At 47.6% G+C, this 17,353-nt stretch carries 16 protein-coding genes and 1 pseudogene; 13 read left to right on the forward strand and 4 right to left on the reverse strand.

Translation table 11 applies throughout. The annotated features are described in order from the left end of the window. The 3 genes and pseudogenes from ACY69O_RS05805 to ACY69O_RS05815 all read right to left on the reverse strand — a co-directional run. Window positions 1–891: pseudogene (locus tag ACY69O_RS05805) on the reverse strand (GDSL family lipase); the annotation flags it as partial. Then, window positions 879–1,118, reverse strand: a complete 240-nt coding sequence (locus ACY69O_RS05810) for a helix-turn-helix domain-containing protein (protein WP_462332520.1) — start codon at window positions 1,116–1,118, stop codon at window positions 879–881. The pseudogene ACY69O_RS05805 and the gene ACY69O_RS05810, both read right to left, overlap by 13 nt. 71 nt (window positions 1,119–1,189) lie before the next feature. Beyond that, the gene (locus ACY69O_RS05815) at window positions 1,190–1,933 is read right to left on the reverse strand and encodes a PrsW family glutamic-type intramembrane protease (RefSeq protein WP_462332521.1); all 744 of its coding nucleotides are present in this window, start codon (window positions 1,931–1,933) and stop codon (window positions 1,190–1,192) included. A gap of 412 nt (window positions 1,934–2,345) precedes the next feature. On the opposite strand from ACY69O_RS05815, the gene ACY69O_RS05820 reads away from it, so the two are divergent. From ACY69O_RS05820 to ACY69O_RS05855, 8 genes are all read left to right on the forward strand, one after another. After that, window positions 2,346–4,232 (forward strand): glutamine synthetase, encoded by a 1,887-nt coding sequence (locus ACY69O_RS05820; protein WP_462332522.1) that lies wholly within the window; start codon window positions 2,346–2,348, stop codon window positions 4,230–4,232. A 373-nt stretch (window positions 4,233–4,605) separates the two neighbouring features. After that, a complete protein-coding gene (potA, locus tag ACY69O_RS05825) occupies window positions 4,606–5,670 on the forward strand; it encodes a spermidine/putrescine ABC transporter ATP-binding protein (RefSeq protein ID WP_462332523.1) in 1,065 nt (354 codons plus the stop codon). Continuing rightward, a complete protein-coding gene (locus tag ACY69O_RS05830) occupies window positions 5,670–6,488 on the forward strand; it encodes an ABC transporter permease (protein WP_462332524.1) in 819 nt (272 codons plus the stop codon). The genes potA and ACY69O_RS05830 overlap by 1 nt, the downstream gene beginning before the upstream one ends. Then, window positions 6,485–7,270, forward strand: coding sequence for an ABC transporter permease (locus tag ACY69O_RS05835; protein ID WP_462332525.1), 786 nt, complete (start codon window positions 6,485–6,487; stop codon window positions 7,268–7,270). Before ACY69O_RS05830 ends, ACY69O_RS05835 begins: the two co-directional genes overlap by 4 nt. 25 nt (window positions 7,271–7,295) lie before the next feature. Next, window positions 7,296–8,354, forward strand: coding sequence for an ABC transporter substrate-binding protein (locus ACY69O_RS05840; RefSeq protein ID WP_462332526.1), 1,059 nt, complete (start codon window positions 7,296–7,298; stop codon window positions 8,352–8,354). Continuing rightward, complete coding sequence (locus tag ACY69O_RS05845; RefSeq protein WP_462332527.1) at window positions 8,354–9,970, forward strand: peptide chain release factor 3; 1,617 nt, start codon at window positions 8,354–8,356, stop codon at window positions 9,968–9,970. Before ACY69O_RS05840 ends, ACY69O_RS05845 begins: the two co-directional genes overlap by 1 nt. A 69-nt stretch (window positions 9,971–10,039) precedes the next feature. Continuing rightward, a complete protein-coding gene (locus ACY69O_RS05850; RefSeq protein ID WP_462332528.1) occupies window positions 10,040–10,327 on the forward strand; it encodes a hypothetical protein in 288 nt (95 codons plus the stop codon). Then, on the forward strand, window positions 10,324–10,875 hold the full coding sequence (locus tag ACY69O_RS05855; RefSeq protein WP_462332529.1) for a hypothetical protein: 552 nt from the start codon (window positions 10,324–10,326) through the stop codon (window positions 10,873–10,875). The genes ACY69O_RS05850 and ACY69O_RS05855 overlap by 4 nt, the downstream gene beginning before the upstream one ends. Before the next feature lie 45 nt (window positions 10,876–10,920). Here the strand turns inward: ACY69O_RS05855 and ACY69O_RS05860 are convergent, their stop codons facing one another. Then, a complete protein-coding gene (locus ACY69O_RS05860) occupies window positions 10,921–11,676 on the reverse strand; it encodes a DUF4931 domain-containing protein (RefSeq protein ID WP_462332530.1) in 756 nt (251 codons plus the stop codon). 295 nt (window positions 11,677–11,971) lie between these two features. Between ACY69O_RS05860 and ACY69O_RS05865 the strand changes: the two genes are divergently transcribed. From ACY69O_RS05865 to cobD, 5 genes are read left to right on the forward strand one after another with little or no spacing between them, the layout of a single operon-like run. Further along, complete coding sequence (locus tag ACY69O_RS05865) at window positions 11,972–13,672, forward strand: putative polysaccharide biosynthesis protein (RefSeq protein WP_462332531.1); 1,701 nt, start codon at window positions 11,972–11,974, stop codon at window positions 13,670–13,672. Continuing rightward, on the forward strand, window positions 13,669–14,553 hold the full coding sequence (locus ACY69O_RS05870) for a diacylglycerol/lipid kinase family protein (RefSeq protein ID WP_462332532.1): 885 nt from the start codon (window positions 13,669–13,671) through the stop codon (window positions 14,551–14,553). Before ACY69O_RS05865 ends, ACY69O_RS05870 begins: the two co-directional genes overlap by 4 nt. Window positions 14,554–14,570: 17 nt before the next feature. Next, on the forward strand, window positions 14,571–15,335 hold the full coding sequence (locus tag ACY69O_RS05875; protein ID WP_462332533.1) for an adenosylcobinamide-GDP ribazoletransferase: 765 nt from the start codon (window positions 14,571–14,573) through the stop codon (window positions 15,333–15,335). Window positions 15,336–15,357: 22 nt separating this feature from the next. Beyond that, complete coding sequence (locus tag ACY69O_RS05880; RefSeq protein ID WP_462332534.1) at window positions 15,358–16,221, forward strand: GHMP family kinase ATP-binding protein; 864 nt, start codon at window positions 15,358–15,360, stop codon at window positions 16,219–16,221. 4 nt (window positions 16,222–16,225) lie between these two features. Further along, window positions 16,226–17,287 carry a threonine-phosphate decarboxylase CobD gene (cobD, locus tag ACY69O_RS05885; protein WP_462332535.1) on the forward strand — a complete coding sequence of 354 codons (1,062 nt, stop codon included), beginning with the start codon at window positions 16,226–16,228 and terminating at the stop codon, window positions 17,285–17,287. Window positions 17,288–17,353: the final 66 nt, after the last annotated feature.

The following is a 17,353-nucleotide window of genomic DNA, read 5'->3' on the forward strand; positions in this document are numbered from 1 at the left end:
ACTGTATTCGAGGTCTGCAGGGCCAAAGGAAATATGACCGCCGCCATGGCTTATGCTGTCACCGAAAACCGCAATCTCCCAGTTATCAGTGGGAGAGGTGCGGAAGCCTGTGCTTTTTGACCAGTTGCCTATGGGCTTTCCTGAATCGTCCAGAGAGCGAACACGCCAGTAGAACGCAGCAGGGCCCATGCGTGGGGCAGGGTCATAGAATTCAGTTATGGGAGACATATAATCAGCAACAGGTTTCAGAGATGGATTTTTGTCAGGGTCATCTGAAAACACCTGTATTTCGAAGGATGCCGCATTTGATGGGCGAATCCAGCTGTAGACAGGATAAAGCATTGCGCTGCCTTTGGCATTTTGATTTATCGTTCTTGGAATCGGTGCATCTATCCTCGGAAGCATCGGGTCCGTGTATAGCGGAACAAGCTCGGAGAAAGGGCTTATTGCCTGGCCGTCAAGGCTGAGCGCACGGACACGCCAGTATACGGGCCCGTTTTTCGGAAGATTGCCCTCCATTTCGTAAAGAGGCAGGCTGTATGAATTTGTGTAGACTGTCGTTGTATGGAAAAATGCCCGTTCATTGTTATCGAGCGGGTCAATGTTTTTGATGTTTTCCTTGAAAATCTCGATTTCGTACGCAATTGCGTCAAGGTTTTTATCCCATGATAAAAGCGGTGTGCGCGAAAGCGGCTTCTGTGCGGTGGTTTGGGTGAGTCCCGAAGGCGCCGGCTGTGAAAGTGTAGAACCTGACACAGACATGGTCGGGACAAAAAGAAGAGAACCCGTGAGCAGAACGCTCATGAGCCTTGATTTTATATGACGTATTTTCCGCAGATGCGCGGCTTCTTTTCTTGTTTGATGCTTTTCATGCTTAGCTATGGCCGCCACCTCCGTTTCGGATCACTTCCGGGTTGTACTCGGGGACGGCGATGCAGCTTCATCTTACGCATACGCTCTTCCTTGGCAAGCTCGAAAATTTTCTTTTCTACCCATACCGGAGGCGTTAATTCGCCTTTTTCCCACTTATCTACCACAGGAGCGGGAATGCGGAGCTTATTTGTAAGGTCCTGCGGAGATAAACCCGCCTGCCTGCAATATCTCGTAACATTGTTCATGTGAGTTCACATCCTGTTCAAGGATATTATACAATATTAGCTGCGGTTTTGCTTTAGGCAAAAGTTCCTCGTTACGAAAGGCGCAGAGAGCATAGCTTTTCCGCGTTCTTTTTGTGCTTGATAAGAATCACGATTTGAATAACAAACGCGGCAAGTGCCACTACAATTCCAATGCCTGCTCCAATCATCTGCATGTTTTCATCCGCGTCAGTCAGAAATTTGTTATTTGCGGTGAAGGTATCGTATAGAGAGTGCATCAGTATTGGAACCAATAACGCGAGTACGTATTCCCTGGTTGAAGAGCCTTGAGCGGTAAACCTCCTGTGTCTTGCCATGCCAAGGTAATAAGTCATTATGATTCCGAATATCATGTGACCGGCGATGAAATCAATTCTGAACAAAAATCCCAGCAAATCAGAGCCGTAAAGTATTTCTTCGGGCAGGGTAAATCCGAAACCGACGGCTGCGCCTATCAGCGTGTATTCATAGACGTTTCTGACGGTGCGGCTGAAGATTGCAGCTGAAGCTAAAATCATAAGAAATTTGGCAACTTCTTCAGTAAGTCCGGCAAATAAAAAGGCTGAAACTACGGATTGCGTGATTAGGGAGTGGTCAGCAGGGGTATATCCGTTGGTCGAAAGGAAATAACCGCATGTCAATGTGAAAATGAAGGACAGCGGTGTAGAAACAAATCCAAGCAAAACAGGAACGACAGCCTGCATTCGGCCTATTGGCTCAGGTAGGTCACGTGCAATCATTCTGCGATACAGGATTCCTAAAACAATGAGTGAAATAAAAAAAGCAATAATTTCCATGACACAGCACTCCTTTCAGGCGGATTGGGGGTATCTGTCCTGATGAATGTGGCGGACAGAAGAAAGCTTTTGTGAAATCATTTGTTATTAGATAATTATAATGCTGTGAATTACAGTTTTCCACATTTATGATATGCAGAACAGCAGGCTGTTTATATTAGTTGTGCTGTAGGGCATAGACGCTATATTTACGAATGAGTCGGTAATTGCCGGCTCGTTCAATTTTGCCGAAAGCATAAAAATCTTAAAGGTCTATTTTTTTTGCAAAAAACTATAGACAAACATAAATCGAGGTGCTATACTCTCCTTGTAATTGAAAAATGAAGGCAATGGAGCCTTACGAGCTTGCGCTGTGCGCGGGTGTCGTAAGGCTCTTTCTTTTTTCAAAAATAATTAAAAGGTGGTAATTAAAATGGAAGATCTGCTTTATGTCATCCCTGCTAACACTCCGAAGGAAAAAATTCTTGAGTCCCTCAGAGAACACCCGGAAATCAAATTCGTTTCCCTCGTCGGTGTAGACCTTGCCGGAAACGATACAGATGAGAAAATTCCGATGCGTATTTTCCTGAAGGATATTGATGATTTCTATGCCGGCACTGCAGTCCAGACAGACGGTTCTTCCGTTGTTCTCCCGGGCATTGCTACACTGAATAACGCGAAGGTAGACATGCCGATTGACCCGTCAGTTAACTGGTTCGTAGATTATAACTATGAAAACTATGACGAAGGGCTTGAGAAACCGGTCGGTACACTCCGTATCCCGGCATTCCTGATTCATGAAGGAAAGCATGTTGATTCCCGTTCTGTTCTGAAAGATACACTTGAATATGTAAAAGATGAGCTGCTTGCACTCTTTAAAAAGCATCCTACGGTTTCCGGTCTTGAGCATGTAAACGGCAAAGAGGTTGAGGATATCGTTTTCACCTCGGCAACAGAGCTTGAGTTCTGGGTTAAGACACCGCTGGAGGAAGCAGATATCGCTGAGATGAGTGCTTCTCAGGTTATGCAGGAGCTGTACTGGCAGCGCACACGCGGTGCAGTCCGCACAGCTCTTGAGCAGAGCGTAGCGATGCTTGATGATTACGGCCTTAGCGCAGAGATGGGTCATAAAGAGGTTGGCGGTCTCAAGGCACACATTGATGAATCCGGCAACATGTCCCATGTATGCGAGCAGATTGAGATTGACTGGAAATTTGCTGATGCACTGCAGGCCGCGGATAACGAGCTTCTCGTCCGCACGCTCGTAAAAGAGGTTTTCCGTGAAAACGGTCTTGAGGTTAACTTCAAAGCTAAACCGATGATTGGTCTTGCAGGCAACGGTGAACATACACACGTTGGAATGGCTGCACGCATGAAGGACGGTAGTATCGTCAATCTCTTCGCTCCGAAGGAATTAAAGAAGGACTTCATGAGCGCTATCGGTTACGGTGCTATCATGGGTATTCTCAAAAACTACGAGGTTATCAATCCGTTCGTTTCCGCAACCAATGATGCATTCAACCGTTTGAAACCGGGTTTTGAAGCCCCTGTATGTATCGTTACGTCAATCGGCACTACACCTGAGGTTCCGTCACGTAACCGTACAATCCTCGCAGGTCTTATCCGCGATGTAAACAACCCGATGGCTACACGTTTTGAACTCCGCGCATGCAACCCGTACACGAATACATACGTTGCACTGGCTGCTATCTATTCAGCAGTTCTCGACGGCGCGAAGATGGCAGTAGAGCATACAACGGCAGAGCTTCTGAAGGAGCTTTCCAAGAAGCCGGGTGAAAAAGGTTTCTACCTTGAGACAGACCGTGCATACCGCAGCGAGGAAGATGTATTTGAGGACTACACGCAGGAGGAACGTGACCGCATGTTCGGCGCTCCGCCGGCAACGGTCTGGGAGAATATGGAAAACCTCTCCAACTTCCCTGAGAAACGTGCTGTTGTTACTGCTGGCGGCGCTCTGGACGAAGCAATCGTCAAATCCTTCGTTGAAGGCGCACTTCTCCGTTGGAAGACAGAGCTTGAGAGCCGTATCATTCCTGAGAACCGCGAAATCGTCCGCAAGGCTAAGGAGATTGAGGCCGATACTGTCACCGACCAGGATTCCTATAACTGGACGAAAATCAGCGGCATCCGTGCATACCTTGCAAAGGACAGCATTGATGAAAAATCCCTCTTTACGCTGCTCGTAAACGCTCTTGAGTCAGGTGACTATGCAACGGCATCCGGTCTGCAGGTTGAGATGTACGACAAGATGGAAGAACTCAAACACCTCTACGTTGCTTACAAACAGAATATGATTTAATCCAATAGTGATGGTTAACAGCTCCTGTGCGAAAAGTGCGGGAGCTGTTTTATCATCAGGAATATATTGTCGTAATACTTTCTGTATTAATTGTAGGAAAAAGACCTGCGGACATCTTTATTTTTCGATAAAAACATGTATAACTCGGTGAAAGATGTTTCCCTAACTTCTATGAGCGTGAGAAAGGGCAAATAACAGGCGGCAAGTAAATATATCACCTCGTTGAAACGCTGACAGATGAAGTTTTGCCTGTGGCAAAACTTGAACAAATGCGTTATAATAGCAAAGAATGGGTGCATAGGCTCGAGATGAACTTCGGGCTTTTTTGTTGTGGTTCTGTGCACGCTAGTTTACGGGAGAAAGGGAATGTTTCATGCAGGAGCAGTGCATTATAAATCTGGTAGACCTCACGAAGCAGTTTGAAGGTCATACCGTTCTCGATAAAATAAATCTTTCGGTTCGGAGAAATGAATTTCTGACGCTTTTGGGACCGTCCGGCTGTGGAAAGACGACGACCCTGCGTATTATCGCCGGATTTGAACAGGCTTCATCGGGGCAGGTTCTTTTTGACGGAGTGGATATCAGCAAAATGCCTCCTTATAAAAGGAAGGTTAATACAGTTTTTCAGAAGCATGCGCTGTTCCCGCACATGAATGTGTTTGAGAACATTGCTTTTGGACTGACAATCAAAAAGACACCGAAGGATGAGATGAAAAAACGCGTCGAGGAGATGCTGAAGCTCGTAAATCTTGAGGGGTTCGGCGAGCGTGCTGTAGAGTCGCTTTCGGGCGGACAGCAGCAGCGTGTGGCTATTGCGCGTGCTCTTGTAAATGAGCCGGAGGTTCTTCTTTTGGATGAACCGCTTTCGGCACTGGATTTGAAACTGCGAAAGGGAATGCAGGTCGAACTCAAGCGCATTCAGCAGCGTGTCGGTTCGACATTTATTTATGTAACCCATGATCAGGAGGAAGCCCTGACCATGAGCGATACAATTGTCGTTATGAACGGCGGGCGTATTCAGCAGATTGGACGTCCTGAGGATATTTACAACGAGCCTAAAAATCCTTTTGTGGCTGATTTTATCGGAGAGAGCAACATTCTTCCGGGCCGCATGGTAAAGGACGAGCTTGTATACTTTGCAGGCCGTGAATTTGTTTGCGTAGACCGCGGACTCGGGGAGGATAAAGAGGCGGATATTGTTGTCCGTCCTGAGGATATTGTTCTTGTGGCGCCTGAGCAGGGAATGCTTACCGGTATAGTGCGTACTGTCACGTTCAAGGGCGTACACTATGAAATGGTAATCGATACACCTGACGGATTCTCGTGGCTTGCCCAGAGTACGGCAATGACTCCTGCGGGGCAGGAAGTCGGTATCAATATCGGACCGAATGAGATTCATGTTATGCTTCGTTCGGACGACGCGAAAGGGGCAGTCTGATGGAGAGACGGTGGCTGGTGTATCCGTACCACTTATGGATGTTCCTTTTCACGGTGGTACCGCTGGCGCTTATATTTTATTTTGCGTTTACGGCAAAGGGCACTTACGCTTTTACGCTTGAAAATATTCAGCAGGCTGCATCGCCTGTATATCTGAAGGTTTTGTGGCACTCGGTATGGCTCGCAGGTATTTCTACGTTCGCATGTTTTATCATCGGATATCCTATGGCGATGATTCTCGCTACGTGCCGTGTGAAATATCGAAACATGCTTGTGGTTATTACCATCATTCCGATGTGGATGAATTTCCTTTTGAGAACGTATGCGTGGATGACGCTTCTCGAAAAGAAAGGACTTATCAATACAATCCTTTCGATGTTTAACATACCGCCCCTGCAGCTACTGTATACTGACGGAGCAGTACTGCTGGGTATGGTATATAATTTCCTTCCCTTCATGATTCTTCCGATTTATTCGGTCCTGATGAAGATGGACAGAAGCCTTCTGGAGGCAGCGGGGGATCTCGGAGCAGATGCGTGGACGTCCTTCAGGCGTGTGACGTTTCCGCTGTCTCTGCCGGGGGTATATGCGGGAATGCTCATGGTATTCATGCCTGCGGTTACGACCTTTGTTATTTCGAGGCTTTTGGGCGGCGGGCAGTATATGCTCATAGGAAACGTCATAGAGCAGCAGTTCCTTGCTATAGGCGACTGGAACTTTGGCTCGGCGCTTTCCGTGCTTATGATGATTCTTATCATTATAAGCATGGCATTCCTTTCTCGATATAATAAAAACGGGAACGGAGGGATGCTGGTATGATGCGATTCCTTCGCCGTTCCTATACGGCTTTGATATTTGCCTTTTTATATCTGCCGATTTTTATCCTTATCGTTTTTTCGTTCAATGATTCGAAATCACGTGCCACATGGGGAGGCTTTACCCTGCGCTGGTATGAGGACCTCATGCAGAACAGCGCTATCCTTGATGCGGTCTATAATACATTGATAATCGCGGTGCTTTCCGCGATTTTGGCGACAATCATCGGGACGCTGGCGGCATTTGCAATGCATAAGGATATGCGCCGGTGGGAGAAGAAGATAGTGATGAATCTCACGTATCTTCCTATTCTGAATCCGGATATCGTGACAGGTATCTCGCTGATGCTGCTGTTCATATTCGTGAAGATGAATCTAGGGCTTGCTTCGCTGCTTCTGGCACATACTATTTTTAATGTGCCGTATGTTATTCTTACGGTTTTGCCGAAGCTGAAGCAGTTTGATTCGTCGTTGTACGAGGCGGCACTTGACCTTGGGGCGAGTCCGTCGTATGCATTTCGAAAAATTGTCCTGCCTGAGATTCTGCCGGGTATTGTGACGGGTGCGCTTTTTGCGTTTACCCTGTCGGTGGATGACTTCGTAATAAGCTTCTTTACGACAGGCTCAGGGGTGAATAACCTGTCCATACTGATTTATTCTATGGCACGACGTGGTATTCATCCGACAATCAACGCGTTATCTACGATTCTTTTCCTTGTAGTGCTGGTGCTTTTGCTGGCGGTAAACCGTCGGGTTACAGGAGAAAAGAAACAGAAACATGCCTGAAACGGCAATTAGGGGGAACTTTTAAATGAAAAAAATTGTACGTCTGCTTTGCGTTGTTATGGTGTGCGTATTGGGTGCAGCTCTTTTGGCGGGCTGCGGCGGCGAAAAGAAAAAAGCTCAGCGCGAGCTGAAGGTCTATAACTGGGGTGATTTCATCGCTCCTGACGTTTTGAAGGATTTCGAAAAGGAAACGGGAATCCACGTTATCTATGATACCTATGCAACTAACGAGGATATGTATGTCAAAGTGAAATCCGGCGGCAGCGATTATGACGTTGCTGTTCCTTCCGAGTACATGATTAAACGCATGATTAAGGAAGGTCTCGTCGAGAAAATCGATACTTCGAAGCTCTCCAACTACAAGGAAATCGGTGAGCAGTACAAGCATCTTCCGTATGACCCGAAGGATGAATATTCCGTTCCGTATATGTGGGGTACGCTTGGAATTATCTACAACAAAAAGATGGTAACTGAGCCGGTTGACAGCTGGGCAATGCTTTGGAACAAGAAATATGCTAAGCAGATTTTCATGCTGGACAGCCCGCGTGATTCCATCGGTATCGCTCTCAAGTATCTCGGATATTCCATGAACACGGTAAACGAGCAGGAGCTTGAAGCAGCAGCGAACAAGCTCATTGAGCAGAAACCGCTTGTCCTTGCTTATGTCGTTGATGAGGTAAAGGATAAGATGATTGCGGGTGAGGGCGCGCTTGCTCTTGTATGGTCCGGTGATGCAATGTTCATGAAGGAGAAAAATCCTGACCTCGAATATGCTATTCCGAAGGAAGGAACAAATCTCTGGTTCGATTCCATGGTTATCCTCAAGGGAACGAAACACATGGCTGAGGCAGAGGAATTCATCAATTTCATGACGCGTCCGGACATCGCAAAACGCAATGTTGAGTATATCGGTTATGCAACACCGCTGCCGTCTGTTGAAAAGCAGCTTGATCCGGCTGTTCAGAAGGATATTGCGGCATATCCGTCCGAAGAAATCCGCAAAAACACGGAAGTATTCGATGACCTGGGAGACAACCTCTCCAAATATGATAAAGCATGGACAAAGGTGAAGGTAGCACAGTAATGAGTGAAGAGTTAAACCGTGAAATAAAGAAACGCCGTACATTCGCGATTATTTCTCATCCGGATGCCGGCAAAACAACGCTGACGGAGAAGCTCCTTTTATACGGAGGCGCAATCCATCTTGCAGGTTCAATCAAATCCAGAAAAACACAGAGACACGCAGTTTCCGACTGGATGGAAATCGAGAAGCAGCGAGGTATTTCTGTTACATCCTCTGTACTGCAGTTCGATTATGACGGCTGCCGTATCAATATTCTTGATACGCCGGGCCATCAGGACTTCAGTGAGGACACATACCGTACACTGATGGCTGTGGACAGCGCTGTCATGGTGCTGGACGCTGCAAAGGGCGTCGAGACACAGACGAAAAAGCTGTTCAAGGTCTGCAGTGAGAGACATATTCCTATTTTTACATTTGTAAATAAGCTTGACCGCTTCGGTAAAGCACCGATTGACCTTATGGACGAGCTGGAAAACGTCCTTGGAATCCGTTCCTATCCGATGAACTGGCCTGTAGGCTCCGACGGACGCTACCGTGGTGTATATGACCGACAGACGAAGAAGGTCGAGCTTTTTGAAGCAGATGAGACGCACGGCCAGAAGGCCCGCGAATCTGCTATTTACGAGCTTGATTCAGATGAGCTGAAAGCAAAGCTTGATGAGGAAACCTATCAGGGGCTGCTTGATGATATCACGCTGCTTGATGAAGCAGGCGAGGATTTTGACCTTGAGAAGGTGGCGCACGGCGATCTTACGCCCATGTTCTTCGGCTCTGCCATGACGAACTTCGGTGTGCAGAATTTCCTTGAGGAATATCTGCGCCTTGCACCGCCGCCTGCACCGAGAATGTCTTCTGAGGGCGAGGTAGAGCCGGAGGATGAGAAATTCTCGGCATTCGTGTTCAAGATTCAGGCTAACATGAATCCTGCACACCGCGACCGTCTTGCATTTATCCGTATTGTGTCGGGTAAATTCGAGCGCAATATGAGTGTATGGCATGCACAGGAAAATAAGGCAATCAAGCTGGCGCAGCCGCAGCAGTTCCTTGCACAGGACAGACAGATCATTGATACCGCATATCCGGGCGATATTGTAGGTCTCTTTGACCCGGGAGTGTTCGGTATCGGAGATACACTCTGCGACGCGGGTAAAAAGTTCAAATTTGCTGATTTCCCGGTGTTCCCGCCGGAAAAATTTGCCCGTGTTCAGGCTAAGGACACCATGAAGCGCAAGCAGTTCGTAAAGGGTATCGAGCAGCTTACGCAGGAAGGTGCAATTCAGCTTTTTCAGCAGGCCGGAGCAGGCACAGAGTCTTATATCGTAGGCACTGTCGGCACACTTCAGTTTGACGTTTTGCAATATAGACTCAAGAGCGAGTATAATGTTGAGGTAGAACTTACCATGCAGCCATATGAGGTTGCAAGATGGATGCAGTATGAGGACGGACGTGAGGTTGCTCCCACATCGCTGCGCGGTGCCGATCGTGGCATGTTCGTTTATGACCGTCACGGCTATCCTGTTCTTCTCGTAAGCAACGAGTGGGCACTGGGATGGATTACGGACAACAATCCTGATTTGAAGCTTTATCCTGTACCTCCTGACCGCAAAGAGGTATGATAGGGCAGGTTTTTGAAGAAATATGCGCGAGAGCGCTTCTTCTTGGTTTTATTTTGAGGAGGAAACAAAATGGTAATGAGCACGATGATTCTCGTACTTGCCATGATTCTTTTGGCAGTTGCCGGATTTATCGCGTATACTGACCGGCGCGAGATGCAGAAATCACTTCGCTGCCTGGCCTATTATTACATGCAGGACCCAAGCGGGGGAACAGACAAAAATGCACGGCTCGGCTACGCGGTCGAGAGCACACTTAAAAGCCTTGACCCGGCCGGCGAATTTACGGAAGAGGAACGCAACGCTCTTTGGCAGAAAACAAAGAACTATGCGTTCCGTTACGGAGGTTCGTTGAGATGAGCAGTGTCCGAATATACACGTACCTTGTGAAGCAGGATGCAAAGCTTACGGACGCGCCTGTACCGCAGTACGATTTGGTTAATCTGATACGTGATGCCGAGAGAAAATACGTTGAAGAAATTGACTCTGTAGACCATCCAATCTTTAGAGTTGAAACCTTCGGTCAGCAGGCGGCACTCGTTGAAACGCTTTTACCGCCGGAACGTTTTCAGGGAGAGGTGGCATACCTGCTTTCCCTTCTGTGTGAAGAAAAGGGTGTGAAGGAATTGGACAATGCGAACGCCCCTGATGAACAGTACGACTATGAGGAGCTGGAAGGCTTCTGCGTTATCGAAAACGGAGACAATCTTCGTGACCGTTTTGCTGAAATCAATGCATTCAATCGAATAGATGAAGCAAAGAGCTTTTTCAACCGTCGGGTGGGGATGTTTGGCGGTTCGAGTGATAAGGTAAAAGAGGCAATCGAAGACCCTGACTGCAAGTATTTCTTTACGGCAGGCTATCGTATTATGATTGAGCGTGTAAAATTTCACAGGAAACTTGGGTAACAACAAAAGGCCATGCTTTGAGCATGGCCTTTTTCGTATGCAATATTATTCAAATTCGCGGCACAGGGCGCTGCAGACCTCCTGAAAATTTGTAGACATAAGGCGTATATTATATCCAACATAGAACGGAGAGGTTGGGAAGCGGGGCATGAGCTTTGCCGCAATCTTGTCTCCCAGGTGGTAGAAAAAGATGTTGTAGCTTTCTTGACTCTTTATGAAGCGTTTGGTAATAAAGCCCGTTGTTACCTGAATGAAGTCGGCGAAGGTGTCGGGCGGATCAGCCGGGGCGATAATGTTGAACTCGCCGAAGCCAAGACGCGGCTTCGTAGAAGCATTGAGCAATACGCCGTCTTTTTCAGTTATTTTGATGCCGTTAAAGCTTTCCGGTTCAATCATGAGTGAGGAATCGATGTGATGAAAGCCAACAATCTGCATGTGAGGGTGGCGCATTGTGCCGCCGGAAAAACGTCCGTGGTTTTTGAAAAAGACAACGCTGTCGTAAAGTCCGGAATCTTCAAGGCGTTTCCAGTGCTTTAATCCGAAACGCATAAGTCTGTGCATGTGCTCCTTTGAGTAATCCGGCATATCGATTCCGCATCTGTCTGCTTCGACAAGCACGAACTGGTCAGCGTCCTCAAGCACGTTGTATTTGTTGCGGAGAAAAATCATGCCGTTTTCGGACTCTATGATATCTGTAAGAGTTTCAGGGCTGCAGAATGGGCAGCTGTTTTCCGAGTGAACGATATTTTCAGGCTTGTTTTTTCCTATTGTTACGTTGAACCGCGCGATATTAATCGTCATAAAAATCCTTCTTTGGTGATGGGATGATAGTATTATTATAATGCCTTAAATAAAAGTTTGCCACAGGCAACTTTCTTCTGCGGCATTTTAACGGGATGCGAGATATGATCACCGCCTGTTATTTGTCCCAACCCCCACTTACAGACGTGGGGGACATCTTTTTCCGAGTTATATGAAAATGCCTATATATACGCGGTATAAATTGACAAACTCCCTGTTTCGCCTTAATATTTTAATGTATGGGCATTTGCTGCCTTTCTATTAGTGCGCCTGCTTTTAGGCGGGCGTCAGGACGGTGTTTAAAATTAGCGAACAGGATGCTTCCGTAAAGGATAAGTCCAAACAGGGCGAATCCTTGATGAAAGGAACATTTATATTAACAATCGCCGGTATCGTGGTAAAAGTAATCGGTTCCCTGAACTGGATTTTTGTATCGCGAGTGCTGGGTGGTGAGGGTATCGGCCTTTACCAGATGGCTTTTCCGATTTATTTCTTTGCGTTGTCCGTATCTACAGCCGGTGTACCGGTTGCTATTTCAATCATTACGGCGGAGCGCGTGGCAGTAAAGGATATTTTCGGAGCGCGAAGAGTATTTCACATATCCATGTGGCTTATGCTCATTACAGGTATCGTTTTTTCTCTGCTTACTTATTTCGGCGCGGGCTGGCTTATTGATTATCAGTTTATCCGTGACCCGCGAGCCTATTATTCCGTAGTAGTTCTTGCTCCGGCTATTTTCTTCGTTACGCTGCTTGCAAGCTCACGCGGATATCTGCAGGGCTGGCAGCGTATGACTCCGACTGCAATGTCGCAGATTGTTGAGCAGATTTTCCGCGTAATAACCATGATTGTTTTGGCGGATTTGTTCCTGCCATGGGGGTTGGAGTATGCGGCGGCAGGTGCCAGCATGGGCGCGTGCGCCGGTGCTGTGGCAGGCCTCATAGTGCTGGTGTATTATCATTGGAAGCTCGACCGTGACATTAAGGAGATGTATACTCCGGAGGAGCTGAAACCGCGCCCGGACGAATACAAGACTCCGTGGACACACATTATTACCCGCCTTTTCAAACTGGCTCTGCCGGTTTCTGCGGCAAGCATTATGCTGCCTGTAGTATCGAATCTTGACCTCGTTATTGTACCGCAGCGTCTTGAGGTTGCGGGATATACAGTGAATCAGGCAACTGAGCTGTTCGGTTATCTTACGGGAATGGCAGTGCCGCTTATAAATCTTTCGACGATTATCACGGCATCTCTCGCAGTGAGCATTATTCCTGCGCTTTCTGAAGCGAAGGCTCTGAAGGATGACAAGAGGGTTTATGACCAGACAGCGGCAGGAATCCGTATTTCAAACTTTGTTTGTTTCCCGGCTTTTGTTGTGGTGTGCATCCTGGCTACACCTATTTCGTCGCTTATTTACAGTGCTCCGGGGGCCGGTCCTGCTGTATGGGCATGCTCATTCAGTATTGTGCTTCTGGGACTTCATCAGGTATCGACGGGAATCTTACAGGGACTCGGACATCCTTCGATTCCTATGGTTAACATGATTCTTGCGGCTGTGGCGAAGGTTGTTCTGAACTGGACGCTCACGGCTATCCCTGCGCTTGGTATTCTCGGTGCGGCGTTTGCTACCGCGGCGGATATGGGTGTCGCTGCAATAATAAACATGTTCTTCATATACAAATATATCGGTTACAGCATGGAGTGGGGGCACCTTGCAAAGGCAATAGGAGCTTCTGTGGTTATGGCAGGCGCTGTAAAGGTATTCTATGACTTTACCATGGCTGCATGGGCCATCAATGCCGTATCTACATTTGGCGCAACATTTTTCGGATGCGCTGTCTATATTGCTGTGATGCTTCTCATCGGCGGAATCGGTGAGGAGGATATGGCGCGTGTGCCTATGCTTGGACGCGTCAGCATTCGTTTCCTGCGTCGTATAGGAGTATTCAAGACTCCTGCAGAGGAAGCGCCTGCGAAAGAGGAGGAAAAACTTTGAAACGCTTTGTACTTGTATATAATCCTGTTTCAGGTCATGCTACATTCCGCCGTCAGCTTGACAATATAATAGACGCGTTTGAAAAACGCGGTGCTATGCTTATTCCGTACCGTACGAAAATAGATAATTCCGCGCTTCCCGAATTCATAAAGGAAGCAGCTCCTGACGGAGTGATTGCAGCAGGAGGGGACGGAACACTCGGCGAGGTCGTTGACTACGTTGTGAGAAACGACCTTAAAACTCCCGTTGCCGTTTTCGGCAGCGGTACATCAAATGACTTTGCTACATATCTCAACCTGACTGGCGGAGATGAAGTTATTGATGCTTATATCGACCGTATTGTTGCAGGCAATAAGAAGCCGGTTGATGTGGGCTGTGCCAATGGGCGCTATTTTATAAATGTTGCGAGCGCTGGTATGCTTACGACGGTTGCCCATGAAGTAAACGTCCGTGTGAAAAATGTTGTCGGAAAGATAGCGTATTATATCCGCGGAATCGGTGAGGTTCCTAATTTCCGCACGCTGCCTCTTCATATAGAAGCTGACGGTGCGGAATATGATGTACATGCTTATTTCTTTGTTATCGTCAACAGCGGGATAGCAGGCGGACTGAAAAATGTTGCGCCTCTTGCAAAGCTTGATGACGGAAAGCTGGATTTGATTGTTGTCAAAAAATGCAGCCTTCCGAGCTTTGTTGCCTTGGCAAAAGATGTTGTTTCGGGAAATGTACGTCCTGACGACCCGAATCTTTTATATGTTCAGGCAAAAAAAATCACAGTCGATGCGGGCGAAGCCGTAGAGGGAGACCTCGACGGAGAGAAGGGACCGTCTCTTCCTATGAAGGTGGAAACTATTCCGCACGCGATTGAGATGTTCTACTAAAATCAAGGGGTTTTGGGATGCGTGCTTTTTTTATCGGACTGCAGTTTTTGACGCGTCTTTGTATCGTAAAACAGGATAACTGGACAGAGCAGGATTTCGGCTCCAGCGTGAAATTCTTTCCGCTTATCGGTGCCGTGCTCGGTGCGATTTACGCGGGGGCGGCATATCTTATGACGGCGCTTCTGCCGTCGTACGGAGTGGTTTTGCCACCGCACCTCGTGACCGTTGTGCTCCTGGTACTGCCCATTCTTATGTCAGGCGGGATTTTCTGCGACGGCTTCATGGATACTATGGACGGAGTTTTTTCAGGCCGTTCCCGTGAACGTATGCTGGAAATCATGAAAGACAGCTGTGTCGGCTCAAATGCGGTATTTTGCTTTGTTGCGCTTATGCTTTTGGAGTGGGGAACACTTCTTGATATGAAACCGTCTCTTTTAGTACCTGCGCTCTTTGCGATGCCGATAATTGCACGTTTTATGGTCGTAATCGAAATACGCCGTTTCCCTCTTGCACGTCCTGACGGACTGGGAAGAATGTTTTCTGATTATTCAACGGCGAATACTCTTCCGATTGCGCTCTTAACAACACTTCTGCTGCTTGCGCCGTTAGGGATTAAAGCATTTGTTTGTCTCGCTGTGGGTACTGCGTTTACATATTTTTTCGCGGGCTACGTCACGAAAAGAATCGGCGGCATGACAGGGGATGTTTACGGAGCAACTGCTACGCTTACTGAAGCGCTTGTACTGCTGACATATCTGGTGGCAGACAGATTTATTCAATAGAACGAATGGGAGAAGAAACTCCATGAAGCTGACAGTCAAGGTACCGGGATCATGCGGCGAGCTTGTGCAGGGAACCCGAAAGGGTGTCCCGTTTCTCGTGACATGCCCGGTAAATTTATATACAACAGTTATTGTTACTGATGAAGCCGTATACAGAAAAGGACTCGGCGCGAAAGCAGAAAAGGCTCTTGAACGTACGCTGCATTATCTTGGGGAAGCATCTTTTCCGTATGGGATTGCGCTTTCGTCAGAGCTGCCCATAGGTAAGGGCATGGCATCATCAAGCGCGGATATTGCTGCCGTTTGCTACGCGGTGGCGGCGGTGTTCGGGCATGAGATTACTGCTCCTGAGGTGTCACGTATTGCTGCGGGCATTGAGCCTACTGACGGCATTTTTTTTGAAGGTGTGGTGCGCCTTAACCACATGACGGGCGAATGCTATGAATCACTGGGAGAGCTGCCACGTATGCAGATTGCGATTTTTGATACAGGCGGGGCGGTGGATACACTTGCTTTTCACCAGCGTGATGATCTCAGTGAGCTCAGCGTAAAAAACGAAGAGCAGACCGAAGCCGCGCTGGCACTTCTGGCAGAACCCCGTACGGCGGCGTCCATTGCGGCAGCGGCAACGAAAAGTGCCCTTGCAAATCAGGCTATTTTACACAAAGCGCAGCTTTCGGAAATTATCGCGGAATCCCGCACTCTTGGGGCTCTTGGCGTCAATGTAGCGCATAGCGGCACGATATTGGGCGTCCTGTTTTCTCCCGAGCGTAAAAAGCTTTTCGTGGAGACACAGGCTGCCGTTTTACAGAAAAAATTCCCGCATCTTACATTTCTCCAGAGTGCGGAGCTCATATCGGGCGGAACCATTATAGAGAAGGAGTAATCCTATGGAAAATAGATTCGTGCATGGCGGAAATGTATATTGCGAAGGAGCACCGGAGGGCGGCTGGAGAGATTTCAGTGCCAATATTAATCCTCTGGGGCTGGCATCGTCCGTGCGGACGGCGGTTGCAGATTCCATAGATGATATTATTCATTATCCTGACCCAAGCGGAAAAGCGTTGAAGGAAGCGCTTTCTGACTTTTACGGAGTTCCTGCGGATTATTTTGTTCTTGGAAACGGCGCGGCGGAGCTTTTTTATGTGCTTTTTCATACAGAGCATCCGAAAAAGGTTCTGCTTCCGATACCGTCCTTCAGTGAGTACGAGCGTGCGGCGCTGGCAGCAGGAGCAGATGTAGTCTATCATACGCTGAAAGAGGAAGAGGATTTCGTTCTTTCTGTGGATTCTGTAGAGCTTGAGGGCATTGACTGCATTCTTCTGGGTAATCCGAATAACCCTACAGGTAATATGCTTAAAAGTGCAGAACTGGAAAAGCTCATTAAAAAAGCCGGATTAACCGGAACAATTGTCGCCGTAGATGAATCTTTTCTTGATTTTCGTGAGGACGAGGATGCATATTCCGTTCGCTCGCTTACGGCAAAATACGATAATCTCATAATACTTCGTTCGCTTACGAAATTTTACGCGCTCCCGGGGCTGCGCCTTGGTTTTGCAGTTACAAATCCGAACCGCGCGGAAAAGATGGACATGGGGAAAGACCCATGGAACGTGAACCTTCCTGCTCAGAGAGCAGGTGTTGCGGCACTTAAGGATACGGAGTATCAGAAAAAATCACAGAAACTGGTTGCGGAGGAATGCGCACGATTTGCAGGAGAGCTTCGCACGATTTCGGGATTTAAGGTATTTGAACCGACGGTCAATTTTATACTTATCCATCTTGGAGAAGAGTGGGAAAGCTCCGCGGCGTTCTGTGCCCGGATGCGCAAAAAAGGCTTTCTACTGCGTGATTGCTCTAACTACCCGGGACTGGATAATATGTTTGTCCGCGTCGCGGTCAAAACAAAAGAAGAAAATGAAGAACTGTTGGCGGCCTTGCGGTCGCTGTGAATTTTTGGCAGATGTCTTACGGCATCTGCTTTTTGTTTGAAAATTCAATTAAAAAGCAGGAAATTC

The organism is Schwartzia sp. (in: firmicutes), assembly GCF_978017985.1.